Source organism: Streptomyces sp. NPDC058284 (assembly GCF_042881135.1).
Taxonomy (GTDB): domain Bacteria; phylum Actinomycetota; class Actinomycetes; order Streptomycetales; family Streptomycetaceae; genus Streptomyces.
In genome coordinates this window covers 49,084-64,824 of record NZ_JBHVYE010000020.1, presented here as the reverse complement: position 1 = coordinate 64,824, position 15,741 = coordinate 49,084, and the positions used below count along the sequence as shown (strand labels likewise).

The 15,741-nt window shown below is 72.6% G+C and carries 18 protein-coding genes and 1 pseudogene; 11 read left to right on the top strand and 8 right to left on the bottom strand.

The window, feature by feature from the left end; all coding sequences use genetic code 11:
• Nucleotides 1–326 precede the first annotated feature (326 nt).
• From ACFVYR_RS25905 to ACFVYR_RS25890, 4 genes are read left to right on the top strand one after another with little or no spacing between them, the layout of a single operon-like run.
• Nucleotides 327–1,088 (top strand): (Fe-S)-binding protein, encoded by a 762-nt coding sequence (locus ACFVYR_RS25905; protein WP_384254375.1) that lies wholly within the window; start codon nt 327–329, stop codon nt 1,086–1,088.
• Complete coding sequence (locus ACFVYR_RS25900; RefSeq protein WP_384254234.1) at nt 1,085–2,584, top strand: LutB/LldF family L-lactate oxidation iron-sulfur protein; 1,500 nt, start codon at nt 1,085–1,087, stop codon at nt 2,582–2,584. The genes ACFVYR_RS25905 and ACFVYR_RS25900 overlap by 4 nt, the downstream gene beginning before the upstream one ends.
• The gene (locus ACFVYR_RS25895; protein ID WP_384254231.1) at nt 2,581–3,228 is read left to right on the top strand and encodes a lactate utilization protein C; all 648 of its coding nucleotides are present in this window, start codon (nt 2,581–2,583) and stop codon (nt 3,226–3,228) included. The genes ACFVYR_RS25900 and ACFVYR_RS25895 overlap by 4 nt, the downstream gene beginning before the upstream one ends.
• 22 nt (nt 3,229–3,250) lie before the next feature.
• Nucleotides 3,251–4,414, top strand: a complete 1,164-nt coding sequence (locus ACFVYR_RS25890) for an ABC transporter ATP-binding protein (RefSeq protein WP_384254229.1) — start codon at nt 3,251–3,253, stop codon at nt 4,412–4,414.
• Nucleotides 4,415–4,531: 117 nt separating this feature from the next.
• On the opposite strand, the gene ACFVYR_RS25885 is transcribed toward ACFVYR_RS25890, so the two are convergent.
• The 4 genes from ACFVYR_RS25885 to ACFVYR_RS25870 all read right to left on the bottom strand — a co-directional run bounded on the left by ACFVYR_RS25885 (nt 4,532) and on the right by ACFVYR_RS25870 (nt 7,364).
• On the bottom strand, nt 4,532–5,473 hold the full coding sequence (locus ACFVYR_RS25885) for an ABC transporter substrate-binding protein (RefSeq protein ID WP_384254227.1): 942 nt from the start codon (nt 5,471–5,473) through the stop codon (nt 4,532–4,534).
• Nucleotides 5,470–6,150: an ABC transporter permease gene (locus ACFVYR_RS25880; RefSeq protein WP_384254224.1), complete on the bottom strand. Its 681-nt coding sequence runs from the start codon at nt 6,148–6,150 to the stop codon at nt 5,470–5,472. The genes ACFVYR_RS25885 and ACFVYR_RS25880 overlap by 4 nt, the downstream gene beginning before the upstream one ends.
• Nucleotides 6,147–6,836, bottom strand: a complete 690-nt coding sequence (locus ACFVYR_RS25875; protein WP_384254222.1) for an ABC transporter permease — start codon at nt 6,834–6,836, stop codon at nt 6,147–6,149. The genes ACFVYR_RS25880 and ACFVYR_RS25875 overlap by 4 nt, the downstream gene beginning before the upstream one ends.
• Before the next feature lie 180 nt (nt 6,837–7,016).
• Nucleotides 7,017–7,364, bottom strand: a complete 348-nt coding sequence (locus ACFVYR_RS25870) for a hypothetical protein (RefSeq protein ID WP_384254220.1) — start codon at nt 7,362–7,364, stop codon at nt 7,017–7,019.
• A gap of 579 nt (nt 7,365–7,943) precedes the next feature.
• Between ACFVYR_RS25870 and ACFVYR_RS25865 the strand changes: the two genes are divergently transcribed.
• Both ACFVYR_RS25865 and ACFVYR_RS25860 read left to right on the top strand, forming a co-directional pair.
• Nucleotides 7,944–8,549, top strand: coding sequence for a hypothetical protein (locus ACFVYR_RS25865; RefSeq protein WP_384254217.1), 606 nt, complete (start codon nt 7,944–7,946; stop codon nt 8,547–8,549).
• Nucleotides 8,550–8,692: 143 nt separating this feature from the next.
• Nucleotides 8,693–9,889 carry an NAD(P)-binding domain-containing protein gene (locus tag ACFVYR_RS25860; RefSeq protein WP_384254215.1) on the top strand — a complete coding sequence of 399 codons (1,197 nt, stop codon included), beginning with the start codon at nt 8,693–8,695 and terminating at the stop codon, nt 9,887–9,889.
• A 45-nt stretch (nt 9,890–9,934) separates the two neighbouring features.
• Here ACFVYR_RS25860 and ACFVYR_RS25855 read toward each other — a convergent pair whose 3' ends face one another.
• A complete protein-coding gene (locus ACFVYR_RS25855) occupies nt 9,935–10,522 on the bottom strand; it encodes a TetR/AcrR family transcriptional regulator (RefSeq protein ID WP_384254213.1) in 588 nt (195 codons plus the stop codon).
• A gap of 134 nt (nt 10,523–10,656) precedes the next feature.
• Between ACFVYR_RS25855 and ACFVYR_RS25850 the strand changes: the two genes are divergently transcribed.
• Nucleotides 10,657–11,499 (top strand): class I SAM-dependent methyltransferase, encoded by an 843-nt coding sequence (locus tag ACFVYR_RS25850; RefSeq protein ID WP_384254211.1) that lies wholly within the window; start codon nt 10,657–10,659, stop codon nt 11,497–11,499.
• A 77-nt stretch (nt 11,500–11,576) separates the two neighbouring features.
• On the opposite strand, the gene ACFVYR_RS25845 is transcribed toward ACFVYR_RS25850, so the two are convergent.
• Nucleotides 11,577–12,215, bottom strand: a complete 639-nt coding sequence (locus ACFVYR_RS25845; RefSeq protein WP_384254373.1) for a hypothetical protein — start codon at nt 12,213–12,215, stop codon at nt 11,577–11,579.
• Nucleotides 12,216–12,392: 177 nt separating this feature from the next.
• Here ACFVYR_RS25845 and ACFVYR_RS25840 point away from each other — a divergent pair, with 177 nt between their 5' ends.
• The 3 genes from ACFVYR_RS25840 (at nt 12,393) to ACFVYR_RS25830 (ending at nt 14,320) form a co-directional block, all read left to right on the top strand.
• On the top strand, nt 12,393–12,992 hold the full coding sequence (locus ACFVYR_RS25840; protein ID WP_384254209.1) for a DinB family protein: 600 nt from the start codon (nt 12,393–12,395) through the stop codon (nt 12,990–12,992).
• A gap of 77 nt (nt 12,993–13,069) precedes the next feature.
• Nucleotides 13,070–13,474, top strand: a complete 405-nt coding sequence (locus ACFVYR_RS25835; RefSeq protein ID WP_384254206.1) for a hypothetical protein — start codon at nt 13,070–13,072, stop codon at nt 13,472–13,474.
• 246 nt (nt 13,475–13,720) lie between these two features.
• Entirely contained in the window at nt 13,721–14,320 is a 600-nt protein-coding gene (locus ACFVYR_RS25830) for a DUF3105 domain-containing protein (protein ID WP_384254371.1), read from the top strand.
• Nucleotides 14,321–14,417: 97 nt separating this feature from the next.
• Here the strand turns inward: ACFVYR_RS25830 and ACFVYR_RS25825 are convergent, their stop codons facing one another.
• Complete coding sequence (locus ACFVYR_RS25825; protein ID WP_384254203.1) at nt 14,418–14,690, bottom strand: hypothetical protein; 273 nt, start codon at nt 14,688–14,690, stop codon at nt 14,418–14,420.
• Nucleotides 14,691–14,835: 145 nt separating this feature from the next.
• On the opposite strand from ACFVYR_RS25825, the gene ACFVYR_RS25820 reads away from it, so the two are divergent.
• Nucleotides 14,836–15,453 carry an ArsR/SmtB family transcription factor gene (locus ACFVYR_RS25820; protein ID WP_384254200.1) on the top strand — a complete coding sequence of 206 codons (618 nt, stop codon included), beginning with the start codon at nt 14,836–14,838 and terminating at the stop codon, nt 15,451–15,453.
• 136 nt (nt 15,454–15,589) lie between these two features.
• Here ACFVYR_RS25820 and ACFVYR_RS25815 read toward each other — a convergent pair.
• A pseudogene (locus tag ACFVYR_RS25815) lies at nt 15,590–15,691 on the bottom strand (transposase); the annotation flags it as partial.
• Between the last annotated feature and the right edge of the window lie 50 nt (nt 15,692–15,741).

Below are 15,741 nucleotides of genomic sequence, written 5' to 3'. Positions count from 1 at the left end.
CCAGTCCAGCACACCCCTGACGGGCCGCCGCGCCCCGGGCGCCCGCAGCGTGCTCACCACTAGGGTCTGTCTTTCGGATCAGGCCGGACTTGGGTGGCCTTGCCTTGGGTGGGGCTTGAGCGGGGTCTGGTGCGTGCAGCTGCAAGGCGGAGGAGGGCGGCAACGCGGAGCGTTGGCAACCGACGACAACGCCGCAGATGTGCGTGCCAGGCCCCGCGACCCCGGACAGATCCGAAAGACAGGCCCTAGCGGCGCGGACGCCTCCCACGGCGCCGCACGCCCGCGTACGCTGCACCCACCCGATGACCGACGAGGAGGAACCCGCGATGCGCGTCGCCCTGTTCCTGACCTGTGTCAACGACACGCTCTATCCGGACACGGGCCGTGCAGTGGTGAAACTGCTGACCAGGCTGGGAGTTGACGTCGACTTCCCGGCGGCCCAGACCTGCTGCGGGCAGGCGCACTACAACACCGGCTACCGCCATCAGGCGGAGCCGCTCGCCCGGCACTTCTCCGATGTATTCGGTTCGGACGCGTACGACGCGATCGTGACGCCGTCCGGGTCCTGCGGGGCCATGGTGCGTGAGCTGTACCCGCGCATGGGCGAGCGGGCGCGCGCCGAGGGCCGGGGCGACGCTCTCGCGCGCACGCTCGCGCCGGTGGTGCCGAAGACGTACGAGCTCACGGAGTTCCTGGTGGACGTCCTCGGTGTCACCGACGTCGGCGCCTACTACCCGCACACGGTCACCTACCACCCGACCTGCCACGGTCTGCGCGCGCTCGGTCTCGGTGAGCGGCCCGAGCGGCTCCTCCGGGCGGTCAGGGGCCTTGAGCTGGTGGCGCTGCCCGGGGCCGAGGAGTGCTGCGGCTTCGGCGGCACCTTCGCCGTGAAGAACTCCGACGTCTCGGCGGCGATGGGTGCCGACAAGGCGCGGCACGCCGAGTCGACCGGCGCCGAGGTCCTGTGCGCGGCGGACAACTCCTGTCTGATGCACATCGGCGGCACGATGACCCGGCTGCGCACGGCCGTGCGGCCCGTCCACATCGCGGAGATCCTGGCCAGTACGGAAGAGGAGCCCCTGTCATGAGCGGCGGCACATTCGTCGGCATGCCCGCGTTCCCCCGGGCCGCGCGCGAGGCGGTCGCCGACACCACCTTGCGGGCCAACCTCCGGCACGCGACCCGCACCATCCGCGACAAGCGGGCCCGCGCCGTCGCCGAACTGTCCGACTGGGCCGAATTGCGCGATGCAGGCAGGCGCATCAAGGACCACACGCTGCGCCATCTCGACCGCTACCTCGTGCGGTTGGAGGAGTCGGTCACCGCGGCGGGCGGCACCGTGCACTGGGCGGCCGACGCCGACGAGGCGAACCGCATCGTCACCGGCCTCGTCAAGGCCACCGGTGAGACGGAGGTCGTGAAGGTCAAGTCGATGGCCACGCAGGAGATCGGCCTCAACGAAGCCCTGGAGGCCGCGGGCATCCACGCCTACGAGACCGACCTCGCCGAACTCATCGTGCAGCTCGGCAAGGACCGCCCCTCGCACATCCTCGTCCCCGCCATCCACCGCAACCGCGGCGAGATCCGCGACATCTTCGAGCAGGAGATGGGCAGTTGGGGCCGCCCGGCCCCGGAAGGGCTCTCCGACGCACCGGCCGAGCTCGCCGAGGCGGCGCGGCTGCACCTGCGGGAGAAGTTCCTGCGCGCCAAGGTCGGCATCTCCGGGGCGAACTTCATGGTCGCCGAGACCGGCACGCTGGTCGTCGTCGAATCCGAGGGCAACGGCCGGATGTGCCTGACGCTTCCCGAAACGCTGATCTCCGTCGTCGGCATCGAGAAGACCATCCCGTCCTGGCGCGACCTGGAGGTCTTCCTGCAGACGCTCCCCCGCTCCTCGACTGCCGAGCGCATGAACCCGTACACCTCGATGTGGACGGGCACGACGGACTCCGAAACGGCGGACGGCCCGAGCACCTTCCACCTGGTCCTGCTCGACAACGGCCGCACCGATACCCTCGCCGACGAGGTGGGCCGCCAAGCCCTGCGCTGCATCCGGTGCTCGGCCTGCCTCAACGTGTGCCCGGTGTACGAGCGGGCGGGCGGGCACGCGTACGGCTCGGTCTATCCGGGCCCGATCGGCGCGATCCTCAGCCCTCAGCTGCGGGGCACGCGGAGCGAGATCGACGCCTCCCTGCCGTTCGCGTCGTCGCTCTGCGGGGCCTGCTATGAGGTGTGTCCGGTCGCCATCGACATCCCCGAAGTGCTCGTGCATCTGCGGGAGCGCGTCGTGCAGGGCGGCGATGCGGTGCTGCGGGGCAACAAGGTGACGCTGAGGCCCGCGAAGGGGCACGCGGCGGAGCGGGCGGCGATGCGCGCGGCGGGCCTGGCGTTCGCCCGGCCCGGAGCACTGCGCGCGGGCCAGCGCCTGGCCTCGCGCACCCGGTGGCTCCATCCGCGCACCCTGCCGGGGCCCGGGCGGGCCTGGAGCGCGACGAGGGACCTGCCGAAGGTGCCGGCGGAACCGTTCCGCGACTGGTGGCAGCGGACGAACGGCGGCAGGAACGACCGGAAGGGTGCCAAGTGAGCAGCAGGGACCGGATCCTGGGCCGGGTGCGCAGGGCGCTCGCCGACGTGCCGGCCGACGACCTCGCGTACGAGGCGGCGGTGGTCCGTGACTACGCACGCGAGCACGGTGCGCGCGACATCGCGGGGACCGTCGATCTGCTCGCGGAGAACCTCGCGGACTTTTCCGCGATCGTGCACCGGTGCCGGGCGACGGAGCTGCCGGACCTGCTGACGCGGCTGTACGCGAAGCGCGGCTGCGAGAGCGTACTCGTGCCGCCGGGGCTGCCTCCGCACTGGCTGGCGGCGGCCGGCCCGGCGCGGATCCCGGACCGGGCGGTGAGCACTCCGTACGATCTCGACCGGGTCGACAGCGTCCTCACGGGCTGCGCCGTCGCCGTCGCCGAGACCGGCACGCTCGTCCTCGACGGCTCCCCGGACCAGGGCCGCCGCCGCATCATCCTCGTCCCCGATCACCACATCTGTGTCGTACGCGTTCCCGAGCAGGTCGTGGCCTCCGTGCCACAGGCCCTCGAACGGCTGGACCCGGCCCGTCCGCTCACCTGGATCTCGGGCCCCTCGGCCACCAGCGACATCGAGCTGGACCGGGTCGAGGGAGTGCACGGTCCGCGCACCCTTGAGGTGGTGCTGATGAGCGGCGAGTGACCGGCGCGGCTAGCGTGAGGGCATGATCCGGTTCGAGCAGGTGACCAAGCGCTACCCGGACGGCACGACGGCCGTGGACGATCTCTCCTTCGAGGTCGCCGAGGGCGAACTGGTCACACTCGTGGGCCCCTCCGGTTGCGGCAAGACCACGACGATGATGATGGTGAACCGCCTCATCGAGCCGACGTCGGGCCGCATCTTCGTGAACGGCGAGAACATCGCCGACGTCGACCCGGTCCGGCTGCGCCGCCGCATCGGCTACGTCATCCAGCAGGTCGGCCTCTTCCCGCACCGCACCATCCTCGACAACACGGCGACCGTGCCCGCCCTCATCGGCTGGAAGAAGGCCAGGGCAAGGGCGCGCGCGGCGGAGTTGCTCGACCTGGTGGGCCTGGACCCGAAGACGTTCGGGTCCCGCTACCCCGAGCAGTTGTCGGGCGGCCAGCGCCAGCGGGTCGGCGTGGCCAGGGCGCTGGCCGCCGATCCGCCGGTGCTCCTGATGGACGAACCGTTCGGCGCCGTCGACCCGGTGGTGCGCGAGCAGTTGCAGGAGGAGTTCCTGCGGATGCAGGCGGCCGTCCGCAAGACGGTGCTCCTGGTGACGCACGACATCGAGGAGGCCGTCAGGCTCGGCGACCGCATCGCGGTGTACGGGCAGGGGCGCGTCGAGCAGTTCGACACCCCGGGGGCGGTGCTCGGGGCGCCCGCGACGCCGTACGTGGCCGAATTCGTGGGCGCCGACCGCGGACTGAAGCGGTTGTCCGTCACCGAGATCCGCAGTGACGACCTGGAGGCGCCGCCGATCGCCCGGCTCGACGAACCCGCCGCGCAGGCCGCGGCCCGGATGCGCGAAGAGGAGGCGCGGTGGGCGGTCGTCCTGGACGCGGACGGCGATCTGCACGGCTGGGTCGGCCTCGACGAGGTCGCGCTGGCCGGTACCGGCGGCACGGTCGGCGACCTGGCGCACCGCATGAACTCCTGGGTGCCGGTCGGCGCCCCGCTCAAGCAGGCCTTCGGCGTGATGCTGCAGCACGACGCGGGCTGGGTCGCCGTTCTCGACGGCGCCCGCTTTCTGGGTGTCCTGACCCCGGCGAAGCTGCATGAGGCGCTGCGGCGCTCGGTGGACGCGGACGCGCAGGGGGTGGAGAGGGGGGAGGTGGAGTTCGACTCGGTGGCCGACGCGTAGGCGCTCCGCCGGCGGGGCGGTTTCCTGTCTACGGGCCGTTTGTGGGTCTGCGGGCTGTTCTCTGTCTGCGGGCCGTTTGTGGCTGGTCGCGCAGTTCCCCGCGCCCCTATGGGGGCGCTACAGCAAGCCCTTGTCCTCCAGGTAGGCCCGCGCGACGTCCTGCGGCAGGCGGCGCCAGCTGTCCACCTGCTCGTTCATGGAGGCGAGATCCTCCGTCGTCAGGACGGGGTTGAGGCGGCCCAGCGCAGCCGCGACACCCTCGCTGCCCGCCCGTGAGCGGTTGACGACGGGCACCAGGTAGTCGGCGTTCTGGAGCTTCTTGTCGTCCTTGAGGAGTACCAGGCCGAAGTCGTCGAGGGTCGCGTCCGTCGACGTGGTGAGCACCATCTGGTCCTGGCCGCCCTGTACCGCCTTCTTGGCCTGGGTCGTGCCGACGCCCTTGGGGTCGACGCCGGTGATGTCGATGCCGTACACCTTCTTCAGGCCGGGCGCGCAGTAGGGACGCTGTACGCATTCGTCGCCCGCGGCGAGGCGTACCTTCAGCCCCGACCTGCCGAGATCGCTGAGGCTCTTGAGGCGGTGCCGCTCGGCGTAGGAGGCGGCGACGGCGAAGGCGTTCTGGTCGACGGCCCTGCCCGGGTCGAGGACGGTCAGGCCGCGCGGGGCGGCGAGGCGGCGCAGGGCCGTCATGGTCGTGTCGAGGTCGGGCGAGCCCGCGGGGGTTGCGTCGGCGCCGTTCTTCTTGGCGTTGAGCCAGTCGGCGAAGGTCGCCGCGTACTCGGGGACCACGTCGATCTGGCCGGACTCCAGGGCGGGTTCGTAGAGTTCACGGTTGGCCACGGAGAGGATCTTCGTGCTGTACCCGGCCTTGTTCAGGAGCAGCGCGTACATCTGGGCGAGCAGGTCGGACTCGGTGAATCCGGCGGAGCCGACGACGAGGTGCCTGCTGTCGCCCGGGGGCGCGGTGACCTCGCCCCGGTTCTCCAGGGAAGGGCCGCTCGCGCAACCGGTGGCGAGCGTGAGGAGGACGGCCGCGGCCGCTTCGGCGCGCCGCCTCATCCGGCCCTCCCCCGCCCTCGCGCCCACCCGGGTCCGCACCGTTCGGCCACCTCGAAGGCGCCCTCGACGAGCAACGCGAACACGGCCACGAGGACGGCGCCGGCCACCACCTGCGGGGTGCTCGCCAGGTTGAAGCCCGCCGTGATGATCCGGCCGAGGCCGCCGCCTCCGGCGAGCGCGGCGATGGTGGCCGTGGCGACGAGCTGTACGGCGGCGATGCGGACCCCGCTGAGCACCAGCGGAAGCGCGAGCGGCAGTTCGACCCGCCACAGCATCTGCCGCCCGGTCATGCCCATGCCCCGCGCCGCCTGGACGACGCCGCGGTCGACGCCGCGCATCCCCACGTACGCGTTGGTGAGCAGCGGCGGCACGGCGAACAGCACGAGTGCGACGACGGTCGGTCCCTCGCCCCAGGTGCCCAGCGGGGTCAGGAGCAGCAGGACGAGGACCGCGAAGGTCGGCACCGCGCGTCCGATGTTGGAGATGTTCACGGCGAGCGCGCCGCCCTTGCCCAGGTGGCCCAGGACGAGGGCGACCGGCAGGGCGATGAGGCAGCTGAGCAGGAGGCAGACGACGGTGAGGACGAGGTGCTGGGTGAGCCGGTGCCAGATGCCGTCGTCACCGGCCCAGTGCGCGGAGTCGGTGAGCCACGCCCAGGCGTCGCCGAGTGTCTTCACGGGCCCGCCGCCCTCGACGCTCTTTCCCAGGGGGTGAGGACGCGCTGCACGCCGAGCAGCAGGAGGTCGGCGGCGATGGCGATGACGACGCACAGCACGGACGCGGTGAGTACCTGCGCCTTGAAGTACGTGTTCATGCCCGCGTAGATGAGGTTGCCGAGCCCGCCGAAGCCGACGATGGCGCCGATGGTGACGAGGGAGACCGCGGAGACGGTGGCGATGCGCAGGCCCGCCATGGCCGCGGGCAGCGCGAGCGGCAGCTCGACGGTGAGCAGCAGGCGGATCGGGCCGTACCCCATGCCGCGGGCGGCCTGCCGGGTGTCCTCGGGGACGGCGCGCAGACCGGCCAGGATGTTCCGCACGAGCAGGGTGAGGGAGTAGAGGACGAGGCCCGCGACGACGAGCGGGGCGGAGAGACCGTACACCGGAAGCAGCAGCGAGAACATCGCGAGCGAGGGGATGGTGTACAGGACGGTGGTGAGCGCGAGGACCGGTCCTGCGGCCCAGCCCCAGCGGCGGGCGAGCACGGCCAGCGGCACGGCGACGACCAGCGCGATCAGCACGGAGACGGCCGTCAGCTGGAGATGCTGGACGACCGCGTCGAGCAGGATCTGGCGGCGCGTGCTCAGGTACTCACCGCAGATCCACTCGTTGCGCGCGAGGCAGTCGTCGGGGGGCGCGGTCACCTGTCCATTCAAGGCCGGGGCGCCGGGTCACGGCGCGTTCTGGTGGCCCGTACGGGGTGGGAGACGATCGTCCGCCGTGGCGGGAGGCCGCTCATGCCGGGGCGGTTCTGCACTGCCGCCCGTCCTCGCGCCGCGGCAGCCGGATCGAACCAGCACGCGACCTGCCGAGTTCCGTGGGGCTTATCGCTCACACGGCAAGTTGCGGTGCGCGATCGTCGAGAGAGGCGACTCGCAGTCGAACTCGAACGTCTCCACGGCGGCGTCGGCCGGGAAATCCGGGTGGTCGTGCCAGATCTGGGCGAAGGCAACCAGAAGGTTCCATGAGGCTGCTGCGTGCAGCTCGGTCTTCGCCGCGTGCTCAGGCGCTGAGGTTCGGTGGAAGCGCACCGCCGCGATCTGCTTGTAGGCGGCCAGACGCAGGGCCATGGCCGTGCGACGGGCTTCGCCTTGGAGCGGGGCCGCGTCCGGGATGCGTGAAAACACGAAACGGACCAGCTGTGTGATCTGGTCCTCGCTGATCCGCTCCACTCTCTCCCCCCCCTACGGCCGGCACGCCCATGCGCCCGATGCGGCACCAACTATCGCACCTCGGATCACTTCGATCCGGAGGGTGTCGGTCACGGACACGCGACGCACCATGCGGCCGCCCAACGGGCACCCGGGCTGCCCCACGGGCACCCGGACTGCTTGACCAAAGACATAGGGGCACACCCCGGCGCAGGGCGTCGGGAACAGCAGGGCCTGGGGCTGAGTCCGGCGCGGGCGGCGAACGGATTCGTTTCCCTCTCGGTCGCCGGGGCCTGCGGGACCCGGCTCGCCATGTCGAGGGTCGCTCGGGGCACCGACGGCGCCGAAACCTTCACCGGGACAACTGCCGGACGGCCAAGGCAAGTTCGGGGCACGAGCGGCCCCCACCGGGGTGACAGCCGCGAGGTGACGCCGCATGATGGGTGCGGCATGGAGACTTCGACACCGGCAGCGACCCGACCTCGACCGCGCGACGGCCATGTGCCCGCCGCGCGACCGAGAGCTGCGGCACGGTCGAGGGCTGCGGCACGGTCGTCGCAGGCGGCTCCGCAGTCGACGGCGCAGACCGCGGTCTTCTCCGTGGTGAGCGCCCTCCTCGCCGTCGCCTCGTACCACTTCGTCTTCGGCGCGACGCCTTCCTGGGACGTACGGGCGGTCGCCGCGGCGGTCCTGGTCTGCGCGGCGCTGTCACTCTGCGCCGCCTCACCGGCCCGCACCGCGCCGCCGGACCACTCCGCTCTCGCAGCACGGCCCGCCCCGCGGCTCGCCCCGCAGTCCTCCTTCGCCCGTGCCGGACGGTCCGCCGCCCGCAGGTGGTCCCGGCGGACGCGCGACGGCGGCACCTCCGTCGCCCGCGGCGGCCGACCGCTGCCGACCCGCCCCACCCGCTCACCGGGCCGCCCCTCCCGCCCACCGCTCACCGCGTGGCTCGCGCACACCGTCGCCGTCGACTCCGGCCGCGAACTGCGCCTGCTGTACCGCTCCCTGGTGCGGACGCTGCGCCTGCTGTGCGCCTTCCTCGCGCGCGTGCTGCGCCCGGCCCGCGCACCGCGCGCGGCCGTCCTGCCACGCCCGGCCCGAGCCCCGCACCCCGGGCGGCCGACCCGTGCGACGCCTCTCACCCTCCTCCTCGCGGGCACGGTCGTACGCCGTGGCCCGCCGGCCCGCCCACCGCTCGCCGTCTGACCCTGCCGCGGCGCATGCGCCGCGGCACGGCCGCACGGACGGCAGCAGCCCCGGCAAGCCCGATTCCGCACACTCCCAGCTGAATCCGGCGCGCCCGCTCCAGCCCGCGAGGACGGACGTGGCCGCGCCCAGGAGGGATCCCCATGTCCAAGACCGCCGTCGTCATCGGCGCGGGCCCGTACGGTCTGTCCGCCGCCGCACACCTGCGGGCGCGCGGCCTGACCGTCCGGGTCTTCGGCGCGCCCGTCGCGAGCTGGTCCCGGCGCATGCCGGCCGGCATGCTGCTGCGGACGCCGTCCGCCGCCTCCGCACTGGCGACCCCGCGCGAGGGCTTCACTCTGCACGACTACATCCGCGACGCCGGGGAGCGCAGGATCGGCGCCGACGACCCGGTGCCCGTCGGCCTGTTCCTCCGGTACGGAGGGTGGTTCAGGGAGCGACTGGTGCCGCGCGTCGAGGACGAGCGGGTGGCCATGGTCGACCGGCGCGAGGACGGCTTCCGCGTCAAGCTGTCGTCGGGAGAGGTGGTCCGGGCCGCCGCCGTCATCGTGGCCACCGGCCTCACCGGCTTCGCCCATCTGCCCGCGCCTCTCGCCGCGGCGGCGTCCGGCGGCCCTTCGGCCCTCGGCCTGATCTCGCACAGCTCGCAGCAGACCGATCCGCACGCCTTCGCCGGGCGCACCGTGACCGTCGTCGGAGCCGGGCAGGCCGCCCTGGAGAGCGCCGCCCTGCTGCACGAGGCGGGCGCCGACGTCCAGGTGGTGGCGCGCGGCCCGCGCGTCCGGTTCGACGCGCGGCCGTCGTCCGGCCCGCACTGGCGGCCGGACACCCCGGCGGGCAGGTCATGGTCCCTGTACGGCCTCACCCGCCACCCCGCCGCGTTCCGGAGGCTGCCCGCGGCGGCCCGGCTCCAGCTCGCCGAGGGCACGTCGAGGCCGCGCGGGGCGTGGTGGCTCAGGGAGCGGTTCGAGGGGAGCGTGCCCGTTCTCACCGAGCGGCACATCACGGCGGCGCGGGCGAGCGGGAACGGCGTCGCCCTTCGGACCACGACGCCCGACGGGCGTACGCACACCGTCGAGTCCGACCACGTCCTGGCCGCCACCGGCTACCGGGTCCACGTCGACGCGCTGGACTTCCTCTCCCCCGAACTGCGCGCGGACCTGATACGCGTCGGCGGATTCCCCGTCCTGGACAAGGGGTTCTCCTCCAACGTGCCGGGGCTGCACTTCACCGGGCCGTCGGCCGCCGCGTCCTTCGGTCCCGCGCTGCGCTACGTCAGCGGCACCCGGTTCGCGGGTCCTCGGCTGACGAAGTCCGTGGCCGCGTGCTGTGCCGACTGAGGGCGCCGGGCCCCGGAAGCGGGCGGCCGGGTATGACACAGGCTCTCACCGCGGCAGGAGCAGGGCGATCAGCCGTCCGGTCTGCTCCCGGGGGTCCGGCGCACCGGCCCATCCCCCGGTCATCAGGAGGTGGTGGACGGTCGCGACCAGGGCGAGCGCCGTCGTGGCGGTGTCCGTGCCGTCCGGCAGGCGGCCGAGGCGCAGCTCCGCGTCCAGGTACGCGGTGAGCTCGTCCTGGATCGCGGCGAAGCCCGGCGCGCCCGCGGCCAGCGCCTCGCGGATCCGGCGGGAGGTGGCGTGGCTGCTCATGGCCAGGCCCACGATCCCGGGGTCGAGCGCGTCGAGGAGGCCGAGCGCGACTGCCGCCAGGTTCGCCGCCACGCCGTCCTGTCCCGCCCGTTCGGCGAGCCCCTCGGCCGCCGCCGCGGCGCGCGCGAACCGGTCGAGGACGAGTTCCGCGACGAACTCGTCCACCCCGCCGAAGTGCGTGTGCAGCACCCCTTTGGCGCAGCCCGCCTCGCCGGTGACCGCGCGGCTGGTGAGGCCCGCCGCGCCCTCGCGGGCGACGATCCGCTCGGCGGCGCCGAAGAGCCGCTCGCGCAGGTCAGGGATCGCGACTCCGCGGGGTGACATGGCTTCTCCTCCTGCGCAACGGGGCTCCCTTGCAAGGCCATTGCCAGAAAGGGCGCTCGCCCATACTGTTTGGGCGAGCGCCCATACTAACGGTGTCGGGCGCCCCATCCGCGAGGGCATCAGGGGGGCACGGAGTGCGGGAGATCGTCAACACCGAGCAGGCGCAGGCGTGGAATGGTTACGAAGGGGAGCACTGGGCCGACCACCAGGACCGCTGGGACGCGGTCAACGGCGGCTTCAACTCCGCTCTGCTGACAGCCGCTTCGATCCAGGAGGACGAGCGGGTCCTGGACGTAGGCTGCGGCACCGGGCAGCTGACCAGACTGGCCGCGCGCCGGGCGAGCGCCGGTCACGCCCTGGGCTTCGACCTCTCGAAGCCGATGCTGGCGCGGGCGCGGCACACGGCGGAGCGGGAAGGGCTCGGCAACGTCTCCTTCGAGCAGGGTGACGCCCAGGTCCACCCCTTGGAACCGGCCGCGTACGACGTCGCGGTCAGCCGCTTCGGCGTGATGTTCTTCGCGGACCCGGTGGCGGGATTCGGCAACATCGCCCGGGCGCTGCGTCCGGGCGGCCGGGCGGCGTTCATCTGTGGCGGCCACCCGCAGGAGAACGAGTGGCTGCGGGCCTTCGGTCAGCTGCGTGAGCTCCTGCCGATAGACGGTTTCGGGACGCCCGGCGGGCCCGGCATGTTCTCCCTCGCGCAGGCCGACAAGACCTGCGACATCCTGTCGGCCGCCGGGTTCACGGACGTCGAGGCGGCGCGCGTGGAGACGTACGGGACGTGGGGGCGGGACGCCGCCGACGCCACCGAGTTCCTCCTCGGCTCGGGCCCCGGACGCCACCTCACCGGCCAGGTGTCCCCCGCGACCGCGGAGCTCGCACGCCAGCGGATGACGCAACTCCTGCGCCCGCACGAGGAGGAGAGCGGGCTGCGGCTGCGGGGCGTAGCGCTGCTGGTCACCGCGGCCCGCCCCTGACCGCCGCCCCCGCCCGACGGCTCACCGGGCGGCCCCGATCGCGTACCGCCCCGCACTTCACGTCACTTCACGTCACCTCAGGCCGTCCCGTCCGGCGCGGGTGGCTGCCTGGTCCACAGGGTCAAGTCGCTGCTGGTGGCGACGGCGAGGGTCTGGCCCGACGGGGAGAAGCCGACGGTCCGCAGTTCCGAGTACCTCGAGTGGAAGACGTGCCACCACCGCTCGCCGTGGGGCCCGCGGTGGGGCATGCCGCCGTCGCCGGAGAGCAGGACCCGGTGGTGCGGCCAGTCAGGGGCGACGACTTCGAGGGTCCAGCCGTCGGCGGTGGTCGTGTGCAGGCCTCCGCCGTGCAGCCCCGCGATGTGGACGCGCCGCCCGGCGACCGGGCCGAGTCCGGGGCAGGTGAGGTCGGCCGTCCCGTCCGGGGTGCCGACCTCGGGGGCGGGGTCCCGGTCCCGTGCGATCTTCTCGCCGGTGACGGCGTCGAAGAGCCCGTGACCGTCGCTCGACACGACCATGACCAGGTCGTGGCCGGTGCCGGGGTCGGACGCGAAGCCGATGCCGAGCAGCCCGCCGACGGCGGCACAGGGGTCGATGACCGTACGCCAGGGTGCCGGTGCCGGTACCACCGGCGCGGACAGCATGCGGTCCCGCAGGGCGGCCTGATAGGGCGTGAGCCCATCGGCGGAGCCGGGCCGGGCGGTGGAGGCGGGCATGCCGGGCGGCGCTCCGTCGGCGGGCTTGTCGGTCCGTTCCGTCGTCACCACGCCATGATCCGCCACGCGCGACGGCGGGCCGCACCCGGGGCCGAACGACTCGGCCGACCGCCGCACGCCTCTCCCCCTCAAGAAATGGAGGCGACCGGCGATCATGCGAACGGCAGACTGCCTCTCATGACCGCCGCAGACTTCAAAGCCGACCTCCGCCTCTACCTGCAGGACGCCCGCGACGTCCTGCTCTGGAAACTCGACGGGCTCCCGGAGTACGACGTACGCCGCCCCCTCACACCCACGGGCACCAACCTGCTGGGCCTGGTCAAGCACCTGACCGGCGCCGAAGCGCTGTACTTCGGGGCCACGTTCGGCCGGCCCTTCACCGCGCCCGGGCTCTGGATCACGGGCGACGCCGAGACGAACGCGGATCTGTGGGCGACCGCCGACGAGACGCGGGAGCAGATCGTCGGGCTCTACCGGAAGGTGTGGGAGCACTCCGACGACACCATCGAGACGCTGGGTCTCGACACGGTCGGCCGCCTGCCGGGCGGCGAAGGACCCGGGCTGACGCTGCACCGCGTCCTCGTCCACATGATCGCCGAGACCGACCGGCACGCCGGCCACGCCGATGTCGTACGGGAGTTGATAGACGGTGCCGCCGGGCTCAGGGAGGGCGGCGACAACATGCCGCCCGAACCGGCCTGGCGCGAGGAGCACAGGAACCGGGTGGAGCGTGCCGCACGTACGGCGGAGCGGGGTGCCCGTCAGGGTCCGGCCTGACCGGCGGGCACCCGGCCCGACCGGCGGACCGGGGTGCCCGTCGGCGCCCCGCCCGACGATCGCTACGATGCGCTGCGATGAGACAGACGCGGTGGACCGGAGCCGCCCGGCACGCCTGGTGCCGGGCCGCGTCGGCCGTCGCGTTCGTCTCACTGGTCCTCACGTTGCTCCTGTGCCCCGGCGCCGTCGCGCTCGACGAGGGCCACCGGATCGCCGGACACGCCGCGGCCACCACGGACGCCGTCTCCCTCCACACCGGTACGGCCTCCGTGGACGACGCCGACTGCCCGCCGGCCGACCGGCATTGCGGGCCCACCGCTCATGACGTACAAGCGGTGCTCAACCCGGCCGGCCCCTCGCTGCCCACCCTGCCGAAGCACGCCCCTCCCCCGCGGACGCTCCCGGCTCCCGGCGTCGCGGTCGAGCGCCCCTCGAACCGCGGCTCCCCCGATCTGCACATGCTCCAGGTGCAGCGGATCTAGGCGGACCCAGGCAGCGGGGCACTCCACGTATGCGGCCTGCCCCGCTCGCCCGGAATCCACCGGACCCGCCACCACCGCCGCGCCCCGCGTGCGGCGGGGACAGGAAGAGCCATGGCCAAGGCCAAGTCCCGCAAGCCGGGCAGCAACACGAACGCCGGACCGTCGAACAGCAAGCAGGCCGCGAAGCCCGGCAACAGACCGGGCAAGAAGGCGGCCGACGCCGAGCGCCAGGCCCGCGTCGAGGCGATGCGCCGCGCCGAACAGGCCCGCGAGCGGCGCAGCCGCATCATCACCGTCACGGTGAGCGCCGTCATCGTGGCCGGTCTCATCGGCTTCGGCGCGTACGCCCTCGACAGCGCCGACGACAAGGAGCAGCGCAACTCCGGCGCCGCGAAGAAGCCCGTGCGGGGCGAGAAGACGTGGGACGCGGAGAAGCTGGGCCGTGATCACGTGACCAAGACCGTCGCCTACCCGATGACACCGCCGGTCGGCGGCGACCACCATCAGGCGTGGATGACGTGCGACGCCAGCGTCTACGACAAGGAGATACCGAACGAGAACGCCGTGCACTCCCTCGAACACGGCGCGGTCTGGGTCACGTACAACGACAAGGCGCCCGCGGCCGACGTCAAGAAGCTGGCTGACAACGTCTCAAGGACCACGTACAGCCTGATGAGTCCGCTGGGGAAGCAGCGGAGCCCGATCATGCTGTCGGCCTGGGGCCACCAGCTCACCGTCGACAGCGCGAAGGACCCGCGGGTCGCGGAGTTCTTCAGCAAGTACGTGCAGGGCGCGCAGACTCCCGAACCGGGTGCCGCCTGCACCGGAGGCGTCGACTCCGCGTGATCGGGGGCCGGTCGGTGCGCGGCACACCGCCCGCGCACCGGCCGCGCACCGGCCGGGACCGACTCCGGCGCCCGAAGACGGTGAGGCCCCCAGCCCGTCAACGGCAGCGAGCGACCCGGAACCAGGCGAGGTCGACCACCGCGATCACGCCCCAGATCCAGTACAGGACGGCGCCCCCGGTCGGCGCCAGCGCCGTGGCGAGGGTTCCCGCGCCGACCGTTCCCAGCACCACCCCGGCGCCTCGCCGCGACGCGAGTGCTCCGCGCAGCGGCCCCGGTTCGGCGAGCCGGTCGGCCAGACAGGCGTCGAACGCCTCCGCGACCTGGTCGTCGATCTCGTCCCGCGTCCGGTCATCCAGATTTCCCCGCACGTCGACCCCCGTCTCCACAGGCGCCCGGCGGCGCCGTCCTGCGACCCAACGTAGCCATTGCAGAGAAGTTCTGCAAACAGTCTCTGCAATCTGCCGAAGCGCCGTCCGCGAACTTTGCAGAAAACCTCTGCAGTACGCTGGCGGCATGGTTGAGCGGCCCAAGACGAGAGTGCTCACCGGCCAGGACCTCAAGGCCTTCTACAAGGCACTGTCCAACCCGGTGCGCCGCGACATCCTGAGCTACCTCGGAGAGCACGGCGAGGCGAACTCGACCAGCGTCGCCAAAGCGCTCGGCGAGAGCACCGGCACCACCAGCTACCACCTGCGCAAGCTCGCCGAGCTCAAGCTGATCGCGGAGATCGAGGAGCGATCCACCGGCCGGGAGCGCTGGTGGAGGTCGCTGATGACGGACATCTTCACGCCGCCGGGCCTGGAGATGACGGCGGACGAACGCGAGGCCGCGGTGAAGATCGGCGCCCTCAAGATGACCCACGACCTCAACTTGGTCGTGAGCGCCTACGCCGGGTACGACTCCTCGGCGGGCTGGAACCGGATCCAGCGTGCCGGGCTGCGGATGACGAAGGAGCAGGTCGCCTCGTTCGTCGAGGAATACCACACACTGCTGCGCAAGTACGCGACCGAGCCCGGCGACCATCCGCCCGGCGCACGGCCCATGGCCGTCCGCCTGGTGATGCTGCCCGACGAGGGCCCCCGGCCCACCCTGCCCACCGAGCCGGACGACGAGGGCACCACCGGTGGGTAGTTGTGAAGCTGCGGTCGAAGAATCGGCGCTCAGAGCTTGTCTTCGCGCCTCGCCGCTTGCGTTACGGGACGACAGGTGAGGCGGCGGGTCATCAGGGCACGGTGAAGCCGGGGGTGCGGCGGACCATTTCGAGGTCGATGCCGCCCCTCTCCCAGCGGGCGAAGTACTGGTAGACCGTGTTCCAGTGCGGACAGCCGTGCGGGAGGTAGCGCCAGGGGATGCCGGTGCGGGTCACGTGTCGGCCAGGACCATGTCCGGGGTGGCGAAAGAGCAGGTCCGATTGCACGG

Bases quoted from the DNA above. Each gene is read 5' to 3' on its own strand.
- ACFVYR_RS25905 (WP_384254375.1), top strand. From the start codon at position 327: ATGCGCGTCGCCCTGTTCCTGACCTGTGTCAACGACACGCTCTATCCG.
- ACFVYR_RS25900 (WP_384254234.1), top strand. From the start codon at position 1,085: ATGAGCGGCGGCACATTCGTCGGCATGCCCGCGTTCCCCCGGGCCGCG.
- ACFVYR_RS25890 (WP_384254229.1), top strand. From the start codon at position 3,251: ATGATCCGGTTCGAGCAGGTGACCAAGCGCTACCCGGACGGCACGACG.
- ACFVYR_RS25885 (WP_384254227.1), bottom strand. From the start codon at position 5,473: ATGAGGCGGCGCGCCGAAGCGGCCGCGGCCGTCCTCCTCACGCTCGCC.
- ACFVYR_RS25860 (WP_384254215.1), top strand. From the start codon at position 8,693: ATGTCCAAGACCGCCGTCGTCATCGGCGCGGGCCCGTACGGTCTGTCC.
- ACFVYR_RS25855 (WP_384254213.1), bottom strand. From the start codon at position 10,522: ATGTCACCCCGCGGAGTCGCGATCCCTGACCTGCGCGAGCGGCTCTTC.
- ACFVYR_RS25845 (WP_384254373.1), bottom strand. From the start codon at position 12,215: ATGCCCGCCTCCACCGCCCGGCCCGGCTCCGCCGATGGGCTCACGCCC.
- ACFVYR_RS25840 (WP_384254209.1), top strand. From the start codon at position 12,393: ATGACCGCCGCAGACTTCAAAGCCGACCTCCGCCTCTACCTGCAGGAC.
- ACFVYR_RS25835 (WP_384254206.1), top strand. From the start codon at position 13,070: ATGAGACAGACGCGGTGGACCGGAGCCGCCCGGCACGCCTGGTGCCGG.
- ACFVYR_RS25830 (WP_384254371.1), top strand. From the start codon at position 13,721: ATGCGCCGCGCCGAACAGGCCCGCGAGCGGCGCAGCCGCATCATCACC.
- ACFVYR_RS25820 (WP_384254200.1), top strand. From the start codon at position 14,836: ATGGTTGAGCGGCCCAAGACGAGAGTGCTCACCGGCCAGGACCTCAAG.